Genomic DNA, 25,102 nt, shown 5'->3' with positions numbered 1-25,102 from the left:
CTGGGTTTTCCGTCCAATAGGTTTGACGTGCTTTTTGGCCCTCAGGCCCCGGCTGGCTCGGTCGGCCGTGGAAAATAGACGGGAGAGCTTTTTTTGAACTCCTTGAGCGAATCGAGCGTCCTGTAAGAGGCAGCGGAGGCTATCCCGGCAAGCTCAAGGACAATCCTTTCGAGGTCTTCCGGGTCGTTCCCGTGTGCCATGGTGTAGACGTTGTAAGGGAATCCATCAAAACACGGCCTTATATAGCAGTGGCTTACCCTCGGGTGCCCCGCAAGGCGGTTTCCAGCCTCCATCGCCTTCTCCTCGGCTATCTCCCAGACCACCATCGAATTGGCCTTGAACCCGGCGTTCCTTGGGGTGAGCGCGGCGCCGAACCTCCTTATGACCCCTGAACCTTTAAGCGCCGCGGCGCGCTCAAGCACCTCTTGAAGCCCCCAGCCAAGCCTCCTTGCCGCCTCTTCGAAGGGCCTCTGCATAAGGAATATCTCTTCGTCCTGCAGCGCCCTTATAAGCTCTATGTCCCTCGGTTCCATCATTCCCCCACCTTGAGGTCGACCTTCACCTTGAACATCTTCGTCGCGTTGAGGTTGCGTATGGGACACACAGATGTCTTGACCGATATCTCGGATATTATCTCTTCTATCCTCTCTTTCGACCCGGCTATAACGGTGAACCACATGTTGGGGTGGCCGGCCCGCAGGTAATTATGCGTGATCTCCGGGTACGAGTTTACGGCCGAGGCCGCCTCCTGAAGCCTCTCCTGAGGCACGTCCATGGCGCAAAGGGTAGAGGTGTAGCCCATCTTGCGCGCGTCGAAGAACGCCCCGACCTTGCGGACGACCCCGGCCTCTACGAGGGCGCGCATCCTTGAAAGCGCCTCCTCAGCGCTTATCCCAAGCTCGCGCCCTATCTCCGAGTAGGGGTCGGCAGACAACGGAAAATCACCCTGGATCCTGTTCAGAAGGCTCTTATCAATGCCATCCAGCGTATCTGTCATCCCACACTCCTTTTAAAGCCTTTTTAGCCGAAGGATTTAAGCGGCCCGTCGATCGGGACCTGAGATTCGTCCAACGCCTGCTCGGACCAGTTAAGGACGCGGCTTAGCTCAACGACCTCTCCGATGATGAGTAGCGCCGGGGGCTTTACCCCCTCTTCCCTGCACCGTACGTCTATGTCGGATAGCGTGCCGAGTACCGTCCTTTGCCCCGGCATTGTGCCGCGGCTGACCATAGCCGCCGGAGTCGAAGGAGCCCGACCGTTCGCCATGAGCTTGCCGGTTATCTCGGAAATATTGGCCACTCCCATGTAGAAGACCAGGGTGTGGCCAAGCCCGGCAAGGGCGGCCCAGTTGAGGTCTTCGAGCCCTTCGCCCTTCATGCGGTGGCCGGTAACGAGGGTCACGGCCTGGGAGTACCGGCGGTCTGTAAGCGGGATACCGGCGTAGGCCCCTATGCCGGAGGCTGCGGTGACGCCAGGCACCACTTCGAAAGGGATGCCTTCATCATGCAGGTGGGAGGCCTCCTCACCGCCCCTCCCGAAGATATAAGGGTCGCCGCCCTTGAGCCTTACTACCCGTTTTCCTCTCCTGGCGTGCGCCGCGATGAGGCGGTTGATATCTTCCTGGGCAGTGGAGTGGAAGGAGGTCTCCTTGCCTACGAATATAAGCTCGGCGTCATCTCCAGCGAGGTCGAGTATCCGCTCTGAGACGAGACGGTCGTAGATGACGACTTGAGCCTCTTCGAGGACACGTCTGCCTTTGATGGTTATTAGCTCCGGATCACCGGGCCCTGCCCCGACAAGATAGACCTTTGGAGTCAAATCAGACCTTGAGTAGTGCCGTTAGAGTTAGTAAAAATATAAAATTGTAACAAAATATTTAGAAATACGCCAAGGATAACGAGCGTAAGGAGAGGCTGGCGGCATATGGTGATGATTGTTACAAAAAACGCAGTTTACCTGAACATTTTGCGCCTTTTACTATTAACCAACTTAGCACCGACTTCTTCTTCTGTCAACCTGATTTCCTTTTTCATGTTAACATTTTCTTCATTTTCTGATAGAATCGGATCTGTGAAATTCTTCTCTGCTTCCCTCCTTGTCATCATCTCCATCGGGCTCTTCCCTTCGTACGCTTTTTCGGAGGGGAAAGGCAGGACTCTGTACATTGAAAACTGCTCCTCATGCCACGGCAAGGGGGGCGAGGGGCTAAAGGCCCCTGCCCTGAGGAAAGAGGGGCTCCTTCGCACGGTCACCCTCGATTATTTTACCGGGACGATGCTCTATGGCAGGCCTCTGCTCGGTTGTCCGTCCTTTAACGGAAGGCTCGCAAGCCTGGAGATTGAAGATATAGCGTCGTACATAAAATCATGGCAGGAAGGCGAGCAGGTAGTTGCCCCGTCCCATGCAGTTTCGCCCTTATATACTCAAAGGGGCGAAAGGCATTTCATCCTCTGCGGCGGCTGTCACGGCCCGGAAGGCGAGGGCGCGATGGCCCCGCCGCTGTTAGACGCGGGCCTTCTGTCGTCGATATCCGATGGCGAGCTCAGGGGCACGATCATGTGGGGAAGGCCCGGCACGCCCATGAAGGGCTATCTTAAGGGCATGGGCGGTCTTGCCGTTTTGAGCCCGGACGAGATAGACGAGCTGATCTCATACATGAGGTTCAGGCAGAATAAGTCAAAGTAGCTATCCTACCTCTCATCCAGGACTAAAGCTATGCTGAGCGTATCAAAGCTTCTCGGGAAGTCTTTGCCGGGCCAGGGTAGCTCCACGGATAGCGCTCGCTATTTGCGTGAGGACCGCCCGGTCGTGGTCTGGAACATCACCAGGAGCTGCACCCTCAGCTGCGTACACTGCTACAACGACTCCGGAAAAAAAGAATACCCTGGAGAGCTCTCCACAACTGAAGCGCTCGCCATCATAGACGGGCTTGCCGACTTCAAGGTGCCTGCCCTCATATTCTCAGGCGGGGACCCGCTGCAAAGGCCCGATATTTTCAAGCTCATCGAGTACGCCGCCTCCAGGGGCGTAAGGAGCATCCTTTCCACAAACGGAGTCTCGATAGAGGAAGAGACCGCGCAAAGGATCAAGGACGCTGGTGTCGTCTACGTGGGGGTAAGCCTTGACGGTGGCGAAGAGGTAAACGACAGGCTCAGGGGCAGCAAAGGCGGGTACAGGCTGGCGATAGAAGGCATGAGGCATTGCCGTGACGCCGGCCTCATCGTCGGAGTGCGCTTCACGATGAGCAGGAAGACGATAGGGGAGCTGCCCTTCATATTCGAGTTGATAGAGAGGGAAGGGATAGACAGGGGCTACTTCGCCCATCTCGTCTATGCGGGCAGGGGGGAGAGGTTTGCGCGGGAAGACCTTGACCACAGGGAGACGAGAGAGGCCGTAGGCTATATATTTGACCGCGCGAGGGCTTTTGGCGGGAGGAAGGACATAGTCACCGGCAGCAACGACGTGGACGGGGTCTATCTTTACCGGTTGCTCGTCAAGTCCGACCCGGAGAGGGCGGCGATGGTAAGGAAGCTCCTTGCCGGAAGGGGCGGCAACTCTTCAGGCGTAAGTCTCGGCAACATAGACAGCGTCGGCAACGTGCACGCCGACCAGTTCTGGACAGCGCATTCTTTTGGTAATGTCAAAGAGAGGCCCTTTGGCGAGATATGGACCTCGACTGACCCGCTCCTCATGGCGCTCAAGGACAGACGCGGCTATGTGAAGGGAAGGTGCGCGAAGTGCGCCTTTTTCGACATATGCGGGGGGAGCTACAGGGTGCGCGCCGAGTTTGCCACGGGGGATATCTGGGCCGAGGACCCGGCCTGTTATTTGACGGACGAAGAGCTTGGAATCAGCTGACTTGCCATATTCATACTATAGTATTTTACAAGGAGGCGTCATGAGAAAGTTGCTTGTAGCGGCGTTTACGTTCTTGCTCCTTTCTACCCAGGCACTGGCAGAACCCCCTAAGAAGGTATACGGCACGGCAGCGCTCATGGTAGTGGTGGAGAGGGAAAAAGGGCGCGTAGCGGTATTCGATACGATAAACCATGAGCTTCTGGGCAGGGTAGAGGGGCTGGGGAACTTAAGGCACGGCACCATAGTCTTTTCCAGGGACGCGCGCTTCGCTTACGTCATAGCCAGGGACGGCACGCTCAGCAAGGTCGACCTTATCGAGATGAGGCTCGACAGGCAGGCGAAGTCAGGGGAGAATTCCATTGGCATAGCGATATCAAGGGACAATAAATATGTCATGGTCTGCAACTACGACCCGGGCGGCGTTGTCATAATGGATTCCGAGACCTTGAAGCTCGTAAAGGAGATACCCGCCGTCATAAAGGAGACGGCCGACGGCACACAGATAAGGTCGCGGACGGTCGGGCCGCTCGACACCCCGGACAACCTCATGATATTCGGCCTCATGGAAGGCAACGCCGTATGGGTAGTCGATATGAAGCAGGAGGGTTTCCCCGTAATAAGGAAGTTCAACGACGTGGGCGACACGCCCTACGACCAGCTTATAACGCCTGACGGCAGGTACTATCTCGTGGGCCTGCTCAACTCGGACTGGATGGGGCTCCTCGATACCTGGAAGCTCGACGGGATGAAAAGGCTCGACGTGCGCGAAAGAAAGGCCGGGCTCTCTCCCGATGGCGAGAAGGTGCCGCTCTACCATATACCGCACCTTGAGTCATGGGCCATAGCCGGAGACATAGCCTTCGTGCCTGCCTTCGCCGAAAAAAGGGTCATAGTATACGACATCAAAAACTGGAAGGTGATGAGATCGATTCCTGTTTCCGGCACCCCGCTATTTGTGGTGGCAAGGCCTGGAGGCAGGGAGGTCTGGGTCGATAACGTCGGAGCGCCAGGAAGCCCGGAGGAGAGGCTTGTAGATGTGATAGACGTAGAGAAGATGGAGGTCAAAAAGATTATAGACGTCGGCAAGGGCGCGCTTGACCCGCAGTTCACGCCCAAGGGCGAGGCGGTCTATATATCGGTCCGCGAGGAGGACAAGATCGCCGTCTATGACGCTGACACGTACAAGCTCATAAAGGAGTTCCCGTCGCACAAGCCGTCAGGGGTCTTCTCTACGGACAGGGCATCGAAGTTCGGCCTATGACAGGCGCAGTCTTTTGTCCCCCTCCCCGGAGGGGAGAGGGACAGCGGCCTTTTAGAAAGCCACTATCAATACGCCTGCTGTAACGGCTATCTGGTAAAGTATCTGGGTCAGGTCCTTTGTCTCTTTGAGCCATGCGATCCTGTCCGTTTTTTCCGGCACGACTATCGTATCTCCAGGGTCGAGGGAGCTGGACATGAAACCCGTCACCCACCGGCCCGTTACCTTGTCCCAGCCGACAGACCAGTTTCCAGCCTGGCGGCTGTTTATGGCGGTGCCGTTCATCTTGAGGATGTAGATCTCGTCCTCGGCGGCATACTTGGTGACGCCTCCCGCGGTATTGATGTATTCAGAGACCGAAAGCTCAGGGGAATAGACGAGCGCCGTCTGGTTATATACCGAGCCTACGACCTGTACCTGGGCTGGCACCTCCGGGATACGGACCTCGTCGCCGTCCAGAAGCTCGATATCGTAAACAGAGCCTTTGAACTTGTCGATGGGCTCAAGGTTGATGACGATCCTGCCGAGGGCTTGCGCGCTCTTCAGCTTGGCTATCAGCGCTTTTTTCTGGACCATGGAAAGCCTTAGCTGTTCCGCGCTCTGAGGGTCGGAAGCCGTCTCAATAGCCTCGGCGGAAGAAGAAAAGAGCTCGTACTCCAGCCTTGATATAGACTCGTCCAGCTGTTTTTGCTGGACCTCTCTCACGGAGACCCTTGTGAAGACCGCGCCTTTGAAGAAGGCCTTATCCGTAAGCCCGCCGGCGCGCGAAAGGAGCGAGCTTATCGTCTCACCCTTTTCGACGATATATGTCCCTGGGAATTTTACCTCGCCGCTTACCTTGACCTTCCTGTACAGCCGCCATTCGGGGATCGTCTTTACATAGAGGTAGTCATCCCCCTTAAGCTCGATGTCGTGCAGAGCGTTGCCGGCCATCGCCTTGTCGAGGTCGATAAAAAACTTTGTCGTCTTGGGGCCCGCTGGCGTTGGGTCGACCCTGGTAAGCTCAGCTTCCCTGGTATACGAATAAGGCTCAACCCCTCCGGCGAGGTTTATAAGCCCGCTTACCGTGAGCTTCCCGTTTACCCCGTATTCGCCTTCCCGTTTGACCGCGCCCTCAAGCCTTACGTGCTTCTTGTCTGCTACCGCGTGAAAGATAGTTATGATGTCGCCCGGCCTGACCCCGGTTTTAATGAGCTCGTCATCGTACTTCCATTCGAAGGCCGCGGTCCTGCCGCCTTCAGCTATCCTGTCTATCTTAAGCCTTCCGGAGTAGGCCAGCGCGTCGATCCCTCCGGCCATCTCTATCGCTTCCTTTATGCTCGACTCGCCTTTAAGTTCATATATGCCAGGGGATTTGACATAGCCTGCCACAGCAACCTGAGGCCCGACCGGCGGGATAAATATGACATCGTCCGGCTGTAGCCTTATATCCCCCGACTTATCCCCTTTAAGCAAGAGGTCATAGAGGTCGAGGCCGGAGACTACCTTGCCGTTACGATGCAATGTGATCGAGCGCATAGACCCGGACTTGCTCGGGCCTCCAGCCGCCATAAGCGCGTTTAAGATAGACGACATCGATGAAACCGTGAAGCTGCCAGGGTTTGAAGCACTTCCGGCCACGAAGACCCTCATAGATGAGAGCGCTCCCATGCTCAGGTTCATCTTCACTTCAGAGGGCTTGTAGTAGCGGGCAACGACCTCCTGAAGATACGCCTTCGCCTCAGCGAAGGTGAGGCCTGCCGGATGCAGGACGCCGAACTCGCCGAGGCTTACGCTGCCGTCACGGCCTATCCTGACGGAGAGGTCGGAGCTTATTTTGCCCCAGAAGCTTATCTTGAGCTCGTCCCCAGGCCGCAGCAGGTAATCCGGGCCAACGGGCATAAGGTCAGACGGGTCAAAGGCCGCAGGGCGCCCGAAGATATCGTATCCGAACTGGCGGACGACCTGGTTTTCATTGAAATACGGGGCTATGGTCTGGTTTACATAATTTTCGAGGACGGAAAGGCGCGGTGGGGGCTGCTCCTCGGAATAGCTTTTAGAGACGGAGAAAAAAAGAAGGACAAACATACAAAGATAAATCAGGATACCGGTCTGCTTTCTCATGATGCCCCTGCGCTATCGCTTTTGGATTTTGTAAAAACAGGTTTCAGTATTTTTAACGCCACATATCAACGGCCTTCTTTTTCATGAAAAAAGGCTCTAAATCAGCTCAGAATAATACGTTTCGAAAAAATATGTCAACATGAATCGATTGATGTTTTTGGCTGAGCTTAACTCGTGACCTCTTTTCTGGCAGAATAGAGGTGGAAGATGCTGTCTATATCAATCGAGGCTTTCTGTATATGGGTGCGAAGCGATGAACGCAAAGATGAAAAAAGCCCTTTTTATCCTCGCCGGAGCAGCGTTAGCCTTTGTCCTTGCGGCGGTCATCTTCGTCCTCACCTTCGACATAGAGAGCTACAAGCCCCGCATCGAGGCGGCCGCTTCCGAGGCTACGGGGATGAAGGTCCGCGTTAACGGCAAAATGAAGATCGTGCTCTTTCCACACGCTGGTGTATCGCTTGATGACGTCCTGATACAAAACCGGGGTATCGATGTCGCCTTGGCAGAAAAGGCTGAGGTAAGGATAAAACTGCCGCCTCTTTTAAGGCGTAAAATACTTGTACGCCAGGTGGCGCTTATCTCACCCAGGTTCTTTATCACTAAAGACAGGAGAGGGCATTTCAACTTCGAAACGCCTGAAATGAAACCTAAAGAGCTTCCCGCCTTTGAGGTGGAAAAGATCTTCATCAAAAAGGGGCTATTCGTTTTCAGGGATGAAAAAAAAAGGAGAAAAGTCGAGGCGGACGGGTGCGACGTTGAGATAAAAGATATCGCTGTGGCCGGAGGGGGGTCTCTTTACGACATATCATTCGGTGGGGGATTGTCATGCGGTGAGGTCAAGTCTAAAGGATTGAAGATAAGAGATCTGCGCGTCGCAATGGAGGCCCGTGAGGGAAAGTTTGAGGCAGATCCCGTCACGATGAAGGTCTTTGGCGGGGAAGGCATGGGGAGCATAAAAGGCGTGATGTCCGGCGAAAGCCCGGAGTACACGGTGGATTTCGCGATAACGAAATTCCGTTTTGAAGAGGTGCTTGGGGCGTTTAAACAGGAAAAATCTATACGGGGCGAGCTTGATCTTAAGTCGCATCTTGTGATGAAAGGCAAAAATCTCGATGAGATGGAGAGGAGCACACAGGGGGAGATAACTCTTCGGGGGCAGAATCTTGTTCACGAAAGCATCGACCTCGACCGCGTATTGGAGAAGTTCGAAAAGACCCAGACCGTGAGCCTTATCGATATGGGCGCGTTTTTCATCGCGGGCCCCCTTGGCGCGGTGTTGACAAAGGGCTATGACTTCGGGAGCGTCTACGCGGCTTCCCTTGGAGGAAAGAGCACGATACAAATACTCGTCTCTGACTGGAGGGTGAAAAACGGCGTCGCGGAGGCTCAGGACGTAGCCTTTTCAACAAAAGAGAACAGGGTCGCCATGAAGGGGAGGCTGGATTTTGTGAAAGAGCGGTTCGACGATGTGACGGTGGCGGTGGTGGATGAAAAAGGGTGCGTAAGGTTCACGCAGAAGGTCCACGGCAGCTTCGAGCATCCACAAGTAGAAAAGGTGAGCACGCTCAAGTCGCTTGCCGGACCAGTGCTAAACCTCTTTGAAAAGACAAGCGAGCTCTTGAAGGGCGGAGAGTGCGAGGTATTTTATGCGGGGTCGGTGAAACACCCGAAGTAAGAAAAGTTTTGTAGGTTGGGTTAGCGGAGCGTAACCCAACAAAATGCAGGAGAGTCCGTTATCGTTGGGTTGAAAAACGCAACCCAACCTGCGAGACTGGAGAGTAATATTTAAATTTGAAGGGCATGATGCCCATGTGGTCGATTATCTGGACTACCATTGAAGGGAGATAAAACAATGATGCACAATCCTCCTCATCCTGGGGAAGTCATAAAGAAGCTCTGCATCGAGCCTTTGGGCCTTTCGATAACCGAGACGGCAAAGGCCCTGGGCGTAAGCCGCAAGACCCTTTCCGAGCTTGTCAATGGAAGGGCTGGCATAAGCCCTGAAATGGCTGTGCGGCTTTCCATAGCCTTCAACACTACCCCGGAGAGCTGGCTTAATCAGCAGATGCAGTATGACCTTTGGGAGTTGAGAAAGAAAAAGATAAAAGTGAGACAGTTGAAGGCGGCTTAATGGGAATTTCATGCCTATAAATGAAGATGGTTTTTTAGTAAAAAGATACAAGGGTGCGCCGTGCGCACCCTTTAGGAATCAAGAGTTAGTGTAGGTTGGGTTAGCGGAGCGTAACCCAACCTAAATGCAAGAGAGTCCATTATTGTTGGGTTGAAAGACGCAACCCAACCTACGAGACTTCGGAATGTGTGATTGTAGGAAATATATTGGTGGGCATAGCCCACCCTACGAGACTGATTCTCAGACCGGTAAGCTCTTTTGTTTTCATGCCCGTATTTATTGAACATTCCAGGCAAAATTGAAACAATCTGACACAAGAACATTGTTGACAAAAAGGAACTGTCAATGGTAGTTTTACGCTTATTGGATAGAATAATATATGTCAATTAGAACCTTGAGGCGAACTTTGTATGTTTGTAAAGATAACTGTACTGATAAGGGAAGCATAAAAGAAGTTTGACCTGAGACAGATAAGGTTTAAGGGGCTTTTTATGGATAATGTTGTTCTTGTTATTTGGGGTGCTTTGTTTGGTAATTTTGCAATTCAGGTGCTCTTGGGCGTTGTTGCTTTTTTAATATGCGCACACGGCCTTATGGCAGGAAAAGTTCCCTTGCCAACCGTATTTGGTTTTGTGTTTGCCGCGCTCCGTCTCGCTATTTTCTATGCAATTTTGTCCGGCATGGGTTTTTATGTAGCGAGTTCATGGTTTCACATAAGGCACATTGATGAAAAATCGCTTTTTTTAATTTTTACAGTTTTGGGCGCAATAGTTTCTTTAATTCCAGTCCCTGGCAAAATTGTAAAATTCTGGAACTGTACGCATTACCCTTTCGCTGCCAGTTTATACAAGATAAAACAGGAGGCTCCATGAGAATTCTTCTGTTAGTGCTCGCGCTCATCATCGTAGGCTGTAGTCCATTGTCCAGGCACAATATGCGGATGGATCAGCTTACCGTAACAGCTCAACAAATACGCGATGATTCAATGAGTTCTACGGAAAAGAATAAGGCATTAATTGCTGCATTCAGGACGGCTTTCCCCGAATATGAAATGGAAGTGGATTATATAGAAGGGCTCCATCAAAAAATAACGCAGAAAAAAACAGACGGCCTTGATGCTACCGACGATATAAAAGAAGCCAATGAAGCTATCAATCAATTCCTCGCCTTTACAAGAGAGCGCGCTCTTTCAGAGGAACAAGCTTACATCCAAGGCTTAGGTGCCTTGAGCGATTCCATGTCTCGCACAGGCCAGCAGATTCAAAATAATTCTCAGACAATATACGGCAACTCGAACGGCTACCAGCCACGTCGTCCTATAAACTGCACCACCTCTATGGGCTATTTGGGCACAACCGCTTTCACAAGCTGCTATTAAAGCCCTTTAGACCGCTCTTTCGAGGGCGGTTTTTTTATTTTCAGGGAGAGTTTAGGGAGAGAATCGTCTTTCAAGGAAAAATGGGTTTCATGTTGAAGTCTTAGAAACTCTGTAAGTCTTTGATTTTATTATGGTGCCGGAGGCGGGGGTCGAACCCGCACGACCTTGCGGTCACGGGATTTTGAGTCCCTTTTGAACTACTTACCATAACTTCACTAAACCGCACAAACCCCTTGACATTCCTCTGTTTTCCTTGATATTCTGACTTCCTGAGACTTACCGTAAAAACACACTGTTTCAGCTATATAGGTTGGACAGGGGTTGGACAAAAACACTCCACGGGATTTTAAGGAGGTCTGCCGATGGCGAAATGGATAAAGAGTAAAAGGACTGGCGTCCGTTGGCGCGAACACCCGACAAGGACGCATGGCGCTAAACCGGATAGGTACTTCACCATATTTTATAAATTGAACGGGAAGATGGTACAGGAGGCCCTGGGTTGGGCCTCTGAAAAAGACTGGACAGAAAAAACGGCCTCAGATAAAAGAGGCGATCTACTCAAAAAACATCAAACCTATCGAGAGGAAAAATCCTTAGAGGAACAAAAGAGGGCCCTACAGCTTGCAGAGGGCCTTACCCTTTCAGAGTTTTGGGACAAGGATTATGTCCATAACCTCAAGGCCAGGATAAAGGAAACCTCCTGGGAAAAAGAGCTTGCGCATTACACGAAGCGGATTTTTCCGGTTATGGGCCACAAGCCTATTAAAACAATCACGCCGGAAGATGTTGATCGGATGCTTGACCGTATGAGGGAGGATAAGCTGACCCCGCGTACACAACAGTATGCCGTTGGGACCCTTTACAGGATATGGAAACACGCGGCAAAGAGGAAGCTGGTAAAGGCAGGGGATAACCCGGCAATCGGCGTCACGCTTCCCAAAATGGATAATACCCGGCTCAGGGTACTTACTCCGACAGAGTTAAAAAGCATACTCGATTATCTGAGCGTGACCGAAACGGCAACTCACGACATAGCCATGTTTTGTGCCTTCACCGGATGCCGTTTCTCCGAGGCGGCGCGGCTTACTTGGGAGCACGTGAACTTGGCCAGAAGCACGGCCTTATTCCCTGACACCAAGAACAAAGAACCGCGCACGGTTTACCTTGTGCCAGCCGTCATTGAGATGATGGAGCGGCGCGGCATAGGCGGCCCCGGCGAGTATGTATTCACCATGAAGGACGGAACCCCGTTTGAAAAGACCCCGCAAGCCTTCAGGACTGCCGTCAAGAACCTTGAACTTAACAAGGGCAGGGGAGCGCGGGACAAAGTTGTTTTCCATAGCTTGAGGCATACGGCGGCGACACTGGCGGCCCGGAGAGGAACGCCTGTTAAAGACCTTCAAATACTTTTCGGCTGGAAAACTCCCTCAATGGTTTTCAGGTATGCAAAGGGAGACGAGGACACGCAGAGGCGCGCTATGAGCGGACTTGCACAGGCCCTTGTGCCTGAACAGGGCAAAGTGATTGAGCTGGTAAAGAAGGGATAACGCCGATGGATAACACACAATTGGATTTATCTCTTATAGATTTATCTCTAAGAAAACAAGCTCTGCAGTGTTGGGAAGAACGCGATATATTCGGCGTTCTTATCAAGATGGACAATATGGCAAACTTAGCCTTTGTTTGTGACAATCATATTTCACTAAAGAAAGCGGGATTATTCGAAGATGCCCTTCTCCATGCCTTCATAATTTGTCGATTAAACAATATGCATATTTCTAAGGTTGTCCTTGATTACCTTTTTTTTGATATAGCAGACCGCACGCGGCTGTTATCGGCTGGAGATCCCTTGCCCGGTAACGGTCCCTTTACTCTTTATCGTGGAGTTGCCGGAAAAGGTGCGGCGCGAAGGGTAAGAGGTCTGTCCTGGACGGCAGACCTTGAGCTGGCAAAGTGGTTTTCATCAAGATATGCGTATTTGTCGGACCCTGTAGTGTTCAAGGCTATTATTCCGGTTGAAAATATATATGCCTATATCAATGAGCGAAAGGAACAAGAATTTATTTGCTACATACCTAAAGATATGAAATTGACAAAGATACCTGTAAAGAAGGGATAGACAGCTTGCCCCGATAGGCCGACGGGCCGAAAACCGGAACTCTCTCTCGCTTCCGGCTTCGGGGCAATAATAAAAAGCGAGGCACGGAGAGGTGCAAAAAATGAAGCGATTTAAAGGGCCCCAAAACGGTTCACATAAATGGGCTGACGATTTCATTGATGAGGGAATCAACGGCTATTTTGACCCCGGCCTCAACAGAATAATACAGACGACGACAGCCGAGCAAAAAAACATACTCAAGCGACTTAAAGAAAACTCGGATGTTATGAACCCGGTATATGCCGAGATTGAACATAAGATAACAGACCGCTCCACGCCGAGAGGAAACGGCGGATTAGGCAGACGAGCGGTTTTGGCCGCAATCGTTGATGCAGCGATAGTCTATGAGGAAAAGCGTAACATAAAGAGGGATCGTAAAGATTTAGAGGAAGCACAGGAGGACATAATTAAAACAACCGAGGAACTGATAAAATTCCTCGATAAGCGTAACAGAATTAAAGAGGAGAGTTACTTGACAAGCGCGGCCAATACTTGCCCCTTACACCTGGTTGAAAGGGCAGGGCTGGAATCTGGAACAGTGGAAAGGCAATTCCTTTTTGAAGGCCATGTAGTGCCCATATTGGCAAAGGTTGATGGTGGCTTGCGCATGGGGAAGTATATGCCGCGAATACAGGATGTTCTCGCGGCTCTAAAGCGTGAGATGGAAAGCCCCATATCGGGCTGCCGTTCTGAGGTTGACGCGGTAAGCGATTCGCGCAAAACAAGTTATGCCGATTTCGTAAGAGGCTTTGAAGACTGTATTATGCAGGACCGGGACATTTGTTGCAACCTTCCGGAGAGATTTAAGCTGACGGATGAGAGCTTGGCGGGAATTGTAAAAGCTCTTTTTGATGAGGATATTGAGGCGGACAATATCACTAAGGCGCGAAAACCGAAACGGTAAGAATCGGAACATTCGAGGATAAAAAATCTTCCGAATGTACCGGGAACAAATATTCATAAAGCGTAAGATGAACCCATGCTGAAAAATCAGCGTGGGTTTTTTTTATTTTAAAAGGAGGGGACATTATGACTTTTGACTTTCAGGAACTCGCTAAAAGGTGGCCGTCCGGCATAGTGGCGAGGCACGAAGTCCCGAAGTTTACAGGCGGACTTTTGAACGCGAGGACGCTGGCGAACCTCGACAGCCTGGGCGAAGGCCCGGCGAGAGGAAGAATGGGCCGAAAGATTTTCTATCGCGTCGAAGACCTTTGCGCGTGGCTGCAGGCCAGGACGAAGGACGGCATTTAATGACGGGCGCGGATGACCTTATAACACACGCGCTTGCCTATGCCGAAAAAGGCTGGCCCGTCTTTCCGCTGCACACGCCTTTAAATGGTGGTTGCTCTTGCCGTAAAAAAGATTGCACATCCATTGGCAAGCACCCGCGCACCATGAACGGGCGCGACGATGCCACAACCGACACGGCCATAATCCGCAGGTGGTGGGCGCAATGGCCGGAAGCAAATATCGGGGTTGTGACGGGCGAGGAAAGCGGCATTACATCATGCGATATCGACGGCGAGCAAGGCGAGGCGGCGCTCGAAGGTTACGCGATGCCTGACACCGCTGAGCAGCACACGGGGCGCGGGCGGCAGTTGATTTTCAAGAGGCCGGTTGGCGGGCTTGCGAGCAAAACTGGCGTACTCGCGGAAGTTGATATTAAGGCCGATGGCGGTTATATCGTGGTGCCGCCGTCGCTTCATAGGAACGGCAAAATTTACACCTGGGAGCTTTCATCTGACCCGCTCGCCGGACAGGAGATAGCAGAGGCCCCGGCTTGGCTTTTGGAACTGGCAAAACCAGCGGCAAAAAAGACCACAGCTCCGGCGATAGGGGAAGTCATGCCAGAGGGGGCGCGTAACGCGTCTCTTACCAGCCAGGGCGGTTCCATGCGGCGGCGCGGTTTCTCCGAGGCCGCAATCCTGGCCGCGCTCCGAGTAGAGAATCAAGAAAAATGTAGTCCTCCCCTCCCTGATGCCGAGGTCGAGGGCATTGCCCAGAGCGTAGCACGATACGAACCGGCGGGAACTCCAGAGGCCGGAACAAAAACAGACCGTCATTTTAAATTAGTCCATGCAAGCGCAATCGAAGCGCGCCCTCCGAGGTGGGTTGTGCGTGACATTCTGGAAGCGGAAGCCCTGGCCCTCGTATTCGGGGACCCTGGGACTTGCAAGAGCTTCTGGGCGATGGATATCGGCCTGAGCGTTGCTACGGGTACGGATTTTCACGGCCATGTTATCGCTGATCACGGCCCCGTTGTCTACGTATGCGGCGAAGGCCAGAACGGAATAAAGCGCAGGTTGATGGCTTGGAGCGCGTTGCGCGGCGTAAGCCACGATAGCGCGCCTTTCTTTGTCTCTATGTCTCCCACGGCCCTTGTAGACCCGGACGCGCTCGACGAGGTTCTAAAGGCGATCGATGATATCGCAGCTTCCGCAGGACCTCCGCGCGTCGTCATATTCGACACCCTGGCCCGGAACTTTGGCCCAGCGGACGAAAACAGCACTTCAGATATGTCTAAAGCAATTTCGGCGGCTGACGCAATCCGGGCGCGCTATCGTTCGACCGTCCTGTTGGTTCACCACAGCGGCCATGCTGATAAGACAAGGGCGCGCGGGGCGATGTCCCTCAAGGCGGCCCTCGATTCCGAGTACCGGCTGGACAAAGACGAAACCGGGACCATTCGCTTTGAGGCCACAAAAATGAAAGACGCCGAGCACCCTGAACCTATGGCGTTCCGGCTGCGGCCAGTTGACCTCGACCTGATAGACCCCGACACCGGCGAGATTATCACCGGCGCGGCCCTTGAGCTTACGTCCTACGAACCACGGGCGGCGAAGGGAAAGCAAGGACGGGGGAAGTGGCAGACACGCGCAAATGAAGTCTTGATGAATATCTGGAGCACCCGGCAGGACCGCGAAGGCGAAGCCGCCAGGATTTCTTTAGCTGATTGGAAAGATGCACTCAAGGACGAGGACTTTCCACGCCAGAGGATTGCTGAGGTTACAAGGGCGTTAATCGAAGCTCAAGCGGTACATGAAGCACACGGCTTTGTCTCACCCGTCTTTTGATGGTCCTGTCCGGTTGTACTGTCCTGTCCGGTTATGTATTACATACATAAACCGGACAAACCGGACACAGGCAAAACAGGTAAACCGGACAAAACGGACGCAAACCGGACGCAAAACGGACATAAAACCGGACAAGGGATTAAATGGAAAACTGGCTTAAAAAATTAATAGAGGGCTATCAGGCGGGGAAGCTGGCCCAAACACCGAAGGGCGGCATAGGCCACATATTAATTAAGCATGACCACGACTGCCCGCGCCTGAAAGGGAAAGGCCCGTGCACTTGTAAGCCGGATGTTTCCGTGATGGATAAAAAGGAATTTAATTAATGATATCAAACACTTACCCCCTCTTGGGGTTCAGAGATTGTTACATAACGTGCGGATTCCAAGGCGCAGGTTTCAACTATTTTCCCATGAAAATTCGAGGGTTACATTTCCGTACAAATTAGACCTTTTTAGTCAAATAAAGCGCAATCCCGCGCCCACATACAGGAGAGAGAAATGGACTACACGAAAGCACTGGACACACTCAAGGTAAGATTTCAGGAAAAGCACGACAAGCAGAACCGGGACCACAAAGCCTTGCAGACGACGCTCAATGACCTTGCCGACGCTTTAAAGGCCGTGGAATTTATCCGGGCAAACCCTCAGGGCGGGGACCACGCCTTGAATGTAGGGAGGGCAGCGGCCAGGCTTCAGGTTCTTGCAGAGGCGGCTGAGGCCGCTATAACCACGAAGGCTACATCCGCCGGGGCCTCTTTTGAGTCCAGCCTGAGAGAGCACAGCGGCCTTGTCAACGGTCCTTATGCCGTCGAGATAAGGCAGAGGCTACAGGGCATGGCACCCGGAGAAAAGGTAAAGGTCGTACAGGCCATGATTGAGTCCCGTGATGGTTCATCACTTGCGGCAATCATTGACGCGCCCTCGATGCTCACCGGCCTTTCCTCTGAGGATATTGGAAAGTTTCGTGAACAGTATTTTCAGACGGCGGCCCCTGATATCGTCAAGGCCCGTGATACCTATCGGGACTTGAATGAGCACGTCCAGGCGGCAGTCAAGACCTCTTTAACGGCGGCCTCAGAGTACAGCGATCCCGTGAAGCTCCGCGCCCTTGAACTCCACGAGGCTGAGGCGGCAAAAGCAAAGGCGGCCCTGGGGGGGGAATAATGGAGCGGGTTTCCTTCACGCCTACACAACAGATACACGTTGACAGATTAATCAACGAAGCATACGGCAAAGGACGGCGCAAAGCACAAGCCGAGATAGACGCACTCAAGGCAGAGATTGAGGAATTAAAAAACAAAAAACTATTTGGATTTTTAAGGCGCCGGTTCAATAGCGAAGTGCAACACTTGGGAGAGCAGGAAGGAAGATGCTATCCTAAGTGGCTATGCCGAAAAGAGAATATGTTCACCTGTCTTTGTCTGAAAGAGACTTAATAACCACCATGCTTGCCGAGGAGAAGTCCCTCGGGGAAATAGCCAAGGCCCTCGGAAGAAGCAAGAGCACTGTCTCACGGGAACTTCGCCGCAATGCAACGCCTGCGTATCGGCTCTACATGTCCCACAGGGCACACGGCAGAGCCGAAGAGAGAAAGAAACAGGCCAATACGCATCAGAGGCTCAAGAACGAGAGCATCGAGGCCTATGTGCGCTCCATGCTCAAGGATGGCTGGTCGCCGGAGCTAATAGCTGGGAGAATCGAGATCGACCAGCCGGGGCTCTCAATAAGCCACGAGGCCATTTACCAGTACATCTACCATCCTGACACAAAAGACCGTCAGGAGCTTATACGGTGCCTCAGGAGGGCACACCGCAAGCGAAGGAACAAAGGCATCGGCAGAAAAGAGCGTAAGACCAAGATACCCAACCGCGTTCCCATAGACCAGCGGCCTCAAGCCGTTGAAAGTCGCATCCAGTTCGGCCACTGGGAAGGCGACAGCCTGGTCTCCAGAAAGAGCCTTGCAGCCCTCAACTCCTTGGTGGAGCGCAAGAGCAGGTATCTTATGCTTACCAAGCTCGACGCCAAGACAGCGGAGGCCACCTATAATGCCGTTGTGGAGAGACTCGGAGACCTACCGTCAAAGGCCAGACGGACCATGACCTTCGATAACGGCACCGAGAATTCAAGGCATGAGGCCATTACATCGGCAATAGGCATCAAGTGCTACTTCGCGCGCCCCTACGCCTCATGGCAGCGCGGCACAAACGAACATGTAAACGGCCTCATCAGGTGGTACTTGCCCAAGGGCACCGACTTCAGTAAGATAACGGACGACCAGATCGCCAGAATCGAGTTCTTAATCAACAACAGACCCAGAAAATGCCTGGGCTTCAAAAAACCAATCGAAGTAGCTGCTCCCTTCGTTGCACTTCGAGGTTGAATTCGGGAGGAGATAAATAATGGACTTTTCTAAAGAACAGCAGGCGACGATTGACGCCATGATAAACAAGCGGGTTGGCGAGATAAAGGCCAAGCACGAAAAAGAACTTGCCGAAGCCGTTGTACAGGCCGAGGCAAAAGCCCAGGGCGAGATTGAAACGCTCCGGGCGGGTAACGATACTCTCCAAAAGGAGAGGGACGGACAGAACGAGCGTATCAGGAAGGCCCTTCTACAAGCGGAAGTGGCCTCGACTGGCGCGGTAAACGGAATACAGGTTGCGAAGCTAATCAATGAAAATATCGCAATCGGAGAAGATGGTGTACTCGAGGTAGTTGACGAAAAAGGCGTTGTCCGTCTCGATGAGGCTGGCAGTCCTTTGTCCGTCAAAACATATCTTGAGGGGTTTTTGACCGATAACCCGCACCTTGCGAAAGCCGCACCCACAGCGGGCGCGGGCACCTTCATGCGCCACAATGCGGGGGAGACTAAAACCATGCGTCGGGCCGATTTTGACAGGCTCGACGCTCCACGAAAAACCACATTTGTCCGCTCCGGCGGGCAGCTAAAAGAATAGGAGCTTCAAATGTCAAACACACTCACAAACCTTGTGCCTATTTTGTACCAGGCCCTTGACACTGTTTCACGCGAACTTACCGGATTCATTCCGTCCGTCACCCGCGACAGCGGAGTTGAACGCGCGGCCCTTAACCAGTCCGTCCGCTCGATAGTGGCCCCGGCTGCTACCGTTTCCGATGTTACTCCGGCCTCGACGGTCCCGGACGACGGCGATCAGACCATCGGCAACGTCGAAGTTACCATAAGCAAGTCCAGGAGAGCGCCCTTCAGGTGGACGGGCGAAGAAGAGGTCGGAGTAAACCACGGCCCCGGCGCTGGTACGATTCAGTCCGCGCAGATAGAACAGGCCATGAGGGCTATCGTTAACGAGATAGAAGCCGACATTGCGAGTCTGTATGTTGCAGCTTCGAGGGCTACTGGTACGGCAGGAACAACGCCTTTTGCTACGACTCTCGCGGACACGGCGGCCCTCCGTAAGATTCTCAGTAATAACGGCAGTCCGTTATCTGACCTGCACCTGGTTATCAACACGGACGCAGGAACGGCCCTGAGGACGCTGACGCAGTTGACAAACGCGAACCAGGCGGGCGGCGATGCGACTCTCAGACAGGGCGAGCTTCTCTCCCTTCACGGCTTCGGCGTGCAGGAGTCCGCGCAGGTCAAGAGCCACACCAAAGGCACGGGCACGTCCTACACCACGACGAACGCGGGGTTTGCTATCGGGACTACTTCCATCCCGATAATCACCGGCTCCGGGACCGTCCTGGCGGGGGACACAGTTACATTTGCCGGAGACTCAAATAAGTATATCGTTACGACCGGGGTTACGGAACCGGGGACGATAGTTATAGCGGCTCCTGGGCTCCGGCAAGCTATTCCGGGGAGCGCCACGGCTATGACCATCGGGGCGAATTCGGTCAACAATCTGGCCTTTGCCCGTTCCGCGATAGTCCTTGCAACGAGGCTGCCCGCGCTTCCTTCTGGCGGGGACCTGGCTTCGGATAGGCTGGCTATCTCGGACGCGAGGACTGGCCTGGCTTTTGAAGTGGCAATGTATCCCGGCTACCGCCAGATGCACTACGAAGTTTCGGCGGCATGGGGCTACAAAATGGTGAAACCCGAGCACGCAGCAATACTGCTCGGATAGCAAGCTGAAGGGGCCCGTTGCCATGCGGGTCCCTTCTCTGCCCTCCGCTCCGGCAATCTCCTCCGGGGCGGGGGGCTCCTAATAAATGGATGAGGTGCTAATATGAGTGAGATTGAAACTATAAGGATAGTAAGGCCGGAATGTCCGGGCGGGTATTGCGTAATCAACAAAGAGGATTTAAAGCCCACGGACGTTCTTTACGGACAGGAAGGAAAGAAGCCTACAAAGAAGGTGAAACGGGTATGACTCCCAGAAAAGCCATTGAGGTTCAATGCCGCTACTGCAAGTCCGGGCAGCGGTTTGATTGTGAGAGCACTTCCTGTAATCTGAATGACCGCCGGTTGTCTCCGCTGAAGAGGATAAGGGGCCATTGCCACGATTGCGTGGGCAGCCGCGCCGAGGTTGTTTCCTGCCAGGGTAACATCCTGAATCCGTCTCCCCATAAATGCAGCTTATGGGACTACAGGTTAGGCACGAATCCGGCCTTGAGAGGAAGAAAGGGCAATGTTGACCATTTGCGCCCATTTATGAAGAAGGTTGCGCCCTCTGATTCTGGTTTTCTTCCGTGAGAGAATGCCCTTTAATCGGTCTATTTTCAACGGAAGCTCCAGAGGCGTACATGGACAGGCTCAAAGCTCTATGGGCAGAGGAAAAGAGGCTCGACCGGGCTTCCGTCCAGGCACACCTTAGAGACGATAAGGCGGCAATGGCAAGGCTCCGGGCGGCGTACTTCAGGACCGTCAATAAGCTGATACAGCTGGTTATTCTACCGGAGCGCCGGAACACACCCGGAATGAAAGGACGGAAACGATGAACGTGTATATCTGTTCGGCTTGCGGCTCTACATTCGACTTTATGACCATCGAGGCAGATCGCCTTTGCGGTAAATGCGCCGGGCCTCTTGAGCATAGAGGCTTTGAGGAATCACCCTGGGGCGAGCACCCGAGGCGCGAACTCGACGCGATAGCATTAGGAGCTTGATACAGGCTGCCCTCTCGATGTATCGGCATTGAGGGGCACACTGGGAGCGGGCGTCCGGGACCATGACGGATACTGGTTATCCGGCCCGGCGTCCGGCTCCCTATAATAACTTTCCTCACACCCGCCACATAACCCCAGGCACCCATGCCGGAAGGCCGCTCCCTGAAAAGGGGGGCGGTCTTTTTTATTAGGTTGGACAGGGGTTGGACAAATACCTTGCTAAAGAAAAAGGGCTACAGGTAGAATTCCTTAAAAACCCTGTAAGCCCTTGATTTTATTGGTGCCGGAGGAGGGAATCGAACCCTCACGGGATTGCTCCCACGGGATTTTGAGTCCCGCGCGTCTGCCTGTTTCACCACTCCGGCTTTCTTCGGTTGGGATGCGGGGAAAGAAAAGAAAAAATTAACACAGCGTCCATTCGCTGTCAACGCAAATGTCCCAGCGAAAACCGGCTTTACCGGTTTTATGACCTCTTTAAAACTAAATTTTCTTTTCGTTTCCCCCGGTGGTGACGGGCTCAACGTCACCTATTGACTTCAAAACCTGTTTTGATATATTGGCGAGGATGAAAATCGCCGCGATAATCCCTGCCAGGTACGCCTCGACCCGTCTGGAAGGAAAGCCCCTTGCCGACCTCAACGGAAAGCCGATGGTCTGGCGCGTATATGAGAGGGCCAGGGCCGCAAGCCTCATCCAGGGGGTGATAGTAGCCACGGACGACGAAAGGATACTCAATTCGGTTATCTTCCACGGCGGCAAGGCCGTAATGACCTCCGTGAGCCACAGGTCTGGCACGGACAGGGTGGCTGAGGCGGCTCTGTCTGTCGACGCCGAAATAATCGTGAACCTTCAGGGCGACGAACCCCTCATCGAGCCGTGGCTCATAGACGCTGCCGTGAAGCCGCTCATCGACGACCCGTCCATCCAGGTATGCACCCTCAAGACAAGGATAACCGAAGAGGACGAGTATTATGACCCCAACGCGGTAAAGGTGGTGACCGGCAGGGACGGGAACGCGCTTTATTTCTCAAGAAGCCCGATTCCCTTCGCCCGCGTGCCATTCGGTGAGCTTGCGCCGCCGCCCTTCAAGCACATAGGGCTTTACGTCTACAGGCGCGACTTCCTCTTTGAGTTCACGAAGCTCAAGCCTGCGCCCCTTGAAGTCGCGGAGAGCCTTGAACAGCTCCGCGCCCTTGAAAACGGCCACAGGATAAAGGTCGTCGAGGTGGACTATAACCCGGTATCTGTAGATACCCCTGAAGACCTTGAAAAGGTGAGGCGGATAATAAAAGAGAGGGGGCTATAATCCCCCTCAGTCCCCCTTTAGAAAAGGGGGAGGTGATTATGCTGTCCCCGGAGGGAGGGGGAAAGAGACTGTGATGGTGATAATAAAAGAGAGGGGGCTTTAAAAAGTATTTCAAATCGATGGCGGTTTCAGGTTATATTAGAACCTTAATCAAAAATCCAAAACATTCCCGGCCTTCATATGAGCGAACCTAAAAAACAATCAAAGACAAAGTACATATTCGTAACCGGGGGTGTCGTCTCCTCCCTGGGCAAGGGGCTTGCGAGCGCCGCTATAGGCGCCCTGCTTGAATCAAGGGGGCTTTCGATAACCCTCCAGAAGCTCGACCCGTATATAAACGTTGACCCAGGCACCATGAGCCCCTTTCAGCACGGAGAGGTCTTCGTCACCGACGACGGGGCTGAGACCGACCTCGACCTCGGCCACTACGAGAGGTTTACTACCGCCCGGCTCACCAGGCGTAACAACTTCACCACGGGCCAGGTATACGACTCGATAATACAGAAGGAGAGGCGGGGAGACTACCTCGGATGCACGGTCCAGGTCGTTCCCCATGTGACCGACGAGATAAAGGGCAAGATACTCGCGATAGGCAACGGGGTAGATATCGCCATCATAGAGATAGGCGGCACCGTCGGCGACATAGAATCTCTCCCGTTCCTCGAGGCCATAAGGCAGCTCAGGTTCGACCTCGGCAGGGAGAACGTCCTCTATGTGCATCTTACCCTTCTTCCTTATATAGCCACCGCCCACGAGGTCAAGACAAAGCCCACTCAGCACAGCGTAAACAAATTGAGGGAGATCGGTATACAGCCCGACATACTCCTTTGCCGCTCGGACAGGGCCATAGCGCCGGAGCTTAAGGGGAAGATAGCCCTTTTCTGCAACGTCGACAAGGACGCCGTCATATCCGCCCAGGACGTGAAATGCATCTACGAAGTCCCGATGGTCTTCCACAACCAGGGGCTTGACGAGAAGATAGTGAAGCTCCTTAATATCTGGACCCGCTCGCCAAAGCTCGAAAACTGGGAAGCGCTCGCGAAGAGGGTCAACAGCCTCAAAAACGAGATAACCATCGGCATAGTGGGCAAGTACGTCAACCTGCAGGACTCGTACAAGAGCCTGCATGAGGCGCTCATCCACGCCGGCATCGCGAGCAACACCAGCGTGAACCTCCAGTACATAGACTCTGAGGATATAGAGAAGAAGGGGGCGCAGGCCTTGTTGAAAGGCATCGACGGCCTCCTCATACCCGGCGGCTTCGGCGGCAGGGGCGTGGAAGGCAAGATCGCGTCGATCAGGCACGCCAGAGAGAGCAGGATGCCTTTCTTCGGCATCTGCCTCGGCATGCAGGTGGCGATAATAGAGATAGCCCGCGACCTCTGCTCGATGAAGTTCGCCAACTCATCCGAATTCGACCCGGAGTCCCCGTACCCGGTCGTCCATATAATGGAATCCCAGAGGTCGGTCAACTCAAAGGGCGGCACGATGAGGCTCGGCGCTTACCCCTGCGTCCTCAAAAAAGGCACAAAGGCGCATTCTGTCTACGGGACAACCGAGATAAGCGAGAGGCACAGGCACCGCTTCGAGGTCAACAACGCCTACAGGGGAGAGCTTGAGAAGGCGGGGGTCGATTTCAGCGGCCTCTCGCCTGACGGCTCCCTTGTAGAGATAATGGAGTACAAGAACCACCCGTGGTTCGTGGCCTGCCAGTTCCACCCGGAGTTCAAGAGCAGGCCGATGGAGCCGCACCCGCTCTTCAAGGGCTTCGTAAGAGCGGTGCTTTCGCACAAGCTCAACGCCGTGAAGGGGCAAAAGAGCAAGCCCGGAAAAAAGAAGACGGCCACACGTGCCGCCGTACGCGCGAGGAAGCAGGTCCATCTGAATGAAGCGGATAGGTCTTAAGGACTTCTCCATAGGCTCCGGGCTCATCTTCATCCTCGGCCCATGCGTCATCGAAAGCGAGGGGGCGACCCTCTCAACCCTCGAGGCATTGAAGCGCGTCACGGCAGACCTCGGGGTCCCGTTCATATTCAAATCATCCTACGACAAGGCAAACAGGACCTCCGTATCCTCTTTCCGCGGCCCCGGCATGAAGGAGGGGCTCCGTATATTAAAGAAGGCGAAGGAGGCCTTCGGCGTGCCTGTTCTTACCGACATCCACTGTAAAGATGAGGTGGCATCCGTTGCCGAGGTCGCTGACATCATCCAGATACCGGCCTTCCTTTGCAGGCAGACCGACCTGATTGTTGAGGCCGCCAGGACGGGTCGCATCATCAATATAAAGAAGGGGCAGTTCATGGCCCCTCAAGACATGCTCAATTCGGTCAGGAAGGCCGGGAGCGCCGGGAACGAGAGCGTATTCTTGACCGAGAGGGGGTCGAGCTTCGGCTACAACAACCTCGTGGTCGACTTCAGGTCTATACCCATAATGAGGGGCTTCGGCTGCCCCGTGGTCTTTGACGCCACGCACAGCGTGCAGGCCCCAGGCGGCATGGGGAGTTGCTCTGGCGGCGACAGGGCTATGGCGAGGGTGCTTGCCCGGGCAGCGGCTGCTGTTGGCGTGGACGGCTTTTTCCTGGAGGTGCACCCTGACCCGGACAAGGCCCTTTGCGACGGGCCCAATTCGATCGCTCTCAAGGACCTCCCGTCGATACTGAAAGAGATAATCGATATAGACGGGGTAGTTAAAGCAGTTACCCCTCTTTTTTAAAGAGGGGAAGGGGAGATTATCTTATGGCATTTATTGT

Annotated in this window: 25 protein-coding genes and 2 tRNA genes; 21 read left to right on the top strand and 6 right to left on the bottom strand. The window is 53.6% G+C overall.

The window, feature by feature from the left end; all coding sequences use genetic code 11:
• Positions 1-41: 41 nt before the first annotated feature.
• Genes A2V21_303390 through A2V21_303380 form a run of 3 tightly spaced genes read right to left on the bottom strand, consistent with a single transcriptional unit; the run spans position 42 to position 1,818 of the window.
• Positions 42-533 carry a hypothetical protein gene (locus A2V21_303390; GenBank protein OIJ75034.1) on the bottom strand — a complete coding sequence of 164 codons (492 nt, stop codon included), beginning with the start codon at positions 531-533 and terminating at the stop codon, positions 42-44.
• A complete protein-coding gene (locus tag A2V21_303385; protein ID OIJ73388.1) occupies positions 533-997 on the bottom strand; it encodes a transcriptional regulator in 465 nt (154 codons plus the stop codon). The genes A2V21_303390 and A2V21_303385 overlap by 1 nt, the downstream gene beginning before the upstream one ends.
• A gap of 23 nt (positions 998-1,020) precedes the next feature.
• Positions 1,021-1,818, bottom strand: a complete 798-nt coding sequence (locus A2V21_303380) for a uroporphyrinogen-III C-methyltransferase (protein ID OIJ73387.1) — start codon at positions 1,816-1,818, stop codon at positions 1,021-1,023.
• Between the two features lie 252 nt (positions 1,819-2,070).
• Between A2V21_303380 and A2V21_303375 the strand changes: the two genes are divergently transcribed.
• Genes A2V21_303375 through A2V21_303365 form a run of 3 tightly spaced genes read left to right on the top strand, consistent with a single transcriptional unit; the run spans position 2,071 to position 5,119 of the window.
• The gene (locus tag A2V21_303375) at positions 2,071-2,685 is read left to right on the top strand and encodes a hypothetical protein (protein OIJ73386.1); all 615 of its coding nucleotides are present in this window, start codon (positions 2,071-2,073) and stop codon (positions 2,683-2,685) included.
• Between the two features lie 30 nt (positions 2,686-2,715).
• Positions 2,716-3,858 carry a hypothetical protein gene (locus tag A2V21_303370; protein ID OIJ73385.1) on the top strand — a complete coding sequence of 381 codons (1,143 nt, stop codon included), beginning with the start codon at positions 2,716-2,718 and terminating at the stop codon, positions 3,856-3,858.
• A 40-nt stretch (positions 3,859-3,898) separates the two neighbouring features.
• Positions 3,899-5,119 (top strand): hypothetical protein, encoded by a 1,221-nt coding sequence (locus A2V21_303365; protein OIJ73384.1) that lies wholly within the window; start codon positions 3,899-3,901, stop codon positions 5,117-5,119.
• Between the two features lie 51 nt (positions 5,120-5,170).
• Here A2V21_303365 and A2V21_303360 read toward each other — a convergent pair whose 3' ends face one another.
• Complete coding sequence (locus tag A2V21_303360; protein ID OIJ73383.1) at positions 5,171-7,183, bottom strand: hypothetical protein; 2,013 nt, start codon at positions 7,181-7,183, stop codon at positions 5,171-5,173.
• A gap of 289 nt (positions 7,184-7,472) precedes the next feature.
• Here A2V21_303360 and A2V21_303355 point away from each other — a divergent pair, with 289 nt between their 5' ends.
• The 4 genes from A2V21_303355 (at position 7,473) to A2V21_303340 (ending at position 10,728) form a co-directional block, all read left to right on the top strand.
• Positions 7,473-8,894: a hypothetical protein gene (locus A2V21_303355; protein ID OIJ73382.1), complete on the top strand. Its 1,422-nt coding sequence runs from the start codon at positions 7,473-7,475 to the stop codon at positions 8,892-8,894.
• 177 nt (positions 8,895-9,071) lie between these two features.
• On the top strand, positions 9,072-9,350 hold the full coding sequence (locus A2V21_303350; GenBank protein OIJ73381.1) for an addiction module antidote protein, HigA family: 279 nt from the start codon (positions 9,072-9,074) through the stop codon (positions 9,348-9,350).
• A gap of 491 nt (positions 9,351-9,841) precedes the next feature.
• Positions 9,842-10,222 carry a hypothetical protein gene (locus tag A2V21_303345; GenBank protein OIJ73380.1) on the top strand — a complete coding sequence of 127 codons (381 nt, stop codon included), beginning with the start codon at positions 9,842-9,844 and terminating at the stop codon, positions 10,220-10,222.
• Positions 10,219-10,728, top strand: coding sequence for a hypothetical protein (locus A2V21_303340; protein ID OIJ73379.1), 510 nt, complete (start codon positions 10,219-10,221; stop codon positions 10,726-10,728). Before A2V21_303345 ends, A2V21_303340 begins: the two co-directional genes overlap by 4 nt.
• 131 nt (positions 10,729-10,859) lie before the next feature.
• Here A2V21_303340 and A2V21_303335 read toward each other — a convergent pair.
• A tRNA-Leu gene (locus A2V21_303335) sits at positions 10,860-10,952 on the bottom strand.
• 138 nt (positions 10,953-11,090) lie between these two features.
• Here A2V21_303335 and A2V21_303330 point away from each other — a divergent pair.
• From A2V21_303330 to A2V21_303280, 11 genes are all read left to right on the top strand, one after another.
• Entirely contained in the window at positions 11,091-12,275 is a 1,185-nt protein-coding gene (locus tag A2V21_303330; protein ID OIJ73378.1) for a hypothetical protein, read from the top strand.
• Positions 12,276-12,280: 5 nt separating this feature from the next.
• A complete protein-coding gene (locus tag A2V21_303325) occupies positions 12,281-12,847 on the top strand; it encodes a hypothetical protein (GenBank protein ID OIJ73377.1) in 567 nt (188 codons plus the stop codon).
• A 100-nt stretch (positions 12,848-12,947) separates the two neighbouring features.
• Positions 12,948-13,790, top strand: coding sequence for a hypothetical protein (locus A2V21_303320; protein ID OIJ73376.1), 843 nt, complete (start codon positions 12,948-12,950; stop codon positions 13,788-13,790).
• A 125-nt stretch (positions 13,791-13,915) separates the two neighbouring features.
• Complete coding sequence (locus A2V21_303315; protein ID OIJ73375.1) at positions 13,916-14,137, top strand: hypothetical protein; 222 nt, start codon at positions 13,916-13,918, stop codon at positions 14,135-14,137.
• A gap of 743 nt (positions 14,138-14,880) precedes the next feature.
• Positions 14,881-15,960 carry a hypothetical protein gene (locus A2V21_303310; protein ID OIJ75033.1) on the top strand — a complete coding sequence of 360 codons (1,080 nt, stop codon included), beginning with the start codon at positions 14,881-14,883 and terminating at the stop codon, positions 15,958-15,960.
• A gap of 143 nt (positions 15,961-16,103) precedes the next feature.
• The gene (locus A2V21_303305; protein ID OIJ73374.1) at positions 16,104-16,286 is read left to right on the top strand and encodes a hypothetical protein; all 183 of its coding nucleotides are present in this window, start codon (positions 16,104-16,106) and stop codon (positions 16,284-16,286) included.
• 174 nt (positions 16,287-16,460) lie between these two features.
• Positions 16,461-17,126 carry a hypothetical protein gene (locus A2V21_303300; protein ID OIJ73373.1) on the top strand — a complete coding sequence of 222 codons (666 nt, stop codon included), beginning with the start codon at positions 16,461-16,463 and terminating at the stop codon, positions 17,124-17,126.
• A gap of 223 nt (positions 17,127-17,349) precedes the next feature.
• On the top strand, positions 17,350-18,342 hold the full coding sequence (locus tag A2V21_303295; GenBank protein OIJ73372.1) for a hypothetical protein: 993 nt from the start codon (positions 17,350-17,352) through the stop codon (positions 18,340-18,342).
• A gap of 19 nt (positions 18,343-18,361) precedes the next feature.
• A complete protein-coding gene (locus A2V21_303290) occupies positions 18,362-18,916 on the top strand; it encodes a hypothetical protein (protein ID OIJ73371.1) in 555 nt (184 codons plus the stop codon).
• A gap of 9 nt (positions 18,917-18,925) precedes the next feature.
• The gene (locus tag A2V21_303285) at positions 18,926-20,065 is read left to right on the top strand and encodes a P22 coat - protein 5 family protein (protein ID OIJ73370.1); all 1,140 of its coding nucleotides are present in this window, start codon (positions 18,926-18,928) and stop codon (positions 20,063-20,065) included.
• A 619-nt stretch (positions 20,066-20,684) separates the two neighbouring features.
• On the top strand, positions 20,685-20,879 hold the full coding sequence (locus A2V21_303280; protein OIJ73369.1) for a hypothetical protein: 195 nt from the start codon (positions 20,685-20,687) through the stop codon (positions 20,877-20,879).
• 445 nt (positions 20,880-21,324) lie between these two features.
• Here the strand turns inward: A2V21_303280 and A2V21_303275 are convergent.
• Positions 21,325-21,411, bottom strand: a tRNA-Leu gene (locus A2V21_303275).
• Positions 21,412-21,611: 200 nt separating this feature from the next.
• Between A2V21_303275 and A2V21_303270 the strand changes: the two genes are divergently transcribed.
• The 3 genes from A2V21_303270 (at position 21,612) to A2V21_303260 (ending at position 25,065) form a co-directional block, all read left to right on the top strand.
• Positions 21,612-22,352 (top strand): 3-deoxy-manno-octulosonate cytidylyltransferase, encoded by a 741-nt coding sequence (locus A2V21_303270; GenBank protein OIJ73368.1) that lies wholly within the window; start codon positions 21,612-21,614, stop codon positions 22,350-22,352.
• Between the two features lie 180 nt (positions 22,353-22,532).
• Positions 22,533-24,257 (top strand): CTP synthase, encoded by a 1,725-nt coding sequence (locus tag A2V21_303265; GenBank protein ID OIJ73367.1) that lies wholly within the window; start codon positions 22,533-22,535, stop codon positions 24,255-24,257.
• On the top strand, positions 24,238-25,065 hold the full coding sequence (locus A2V21_303260) for a 3-deoxy-8-phosphooctulonate synthase (GenBank protein ID OIJ73366.1): 828 nt from the start codon (positions 24,238-24,240) through the stop codon (positions 25,063-25,065). Before A2V21_303265 ends, A2V21_303260 begins: the two co-directional genes overlap by 20 nt.
• Positions 25,066-25,102: the final 37 nt, after the last annotated feature.

The sequence above is a fragment of the Deltaproteobacteria bacterium GWC2_55_46 genome (genome assembly GCA_001595385.3).
Lineage (GTDB): Bacteria > Desulfobacterota > GWC2-55-46 > GWC2-55-46 > GWC2-55-46 > UBA5799.
This window is presented reverse-complemented; position numbering and strand designations above follow the sequence as displayed.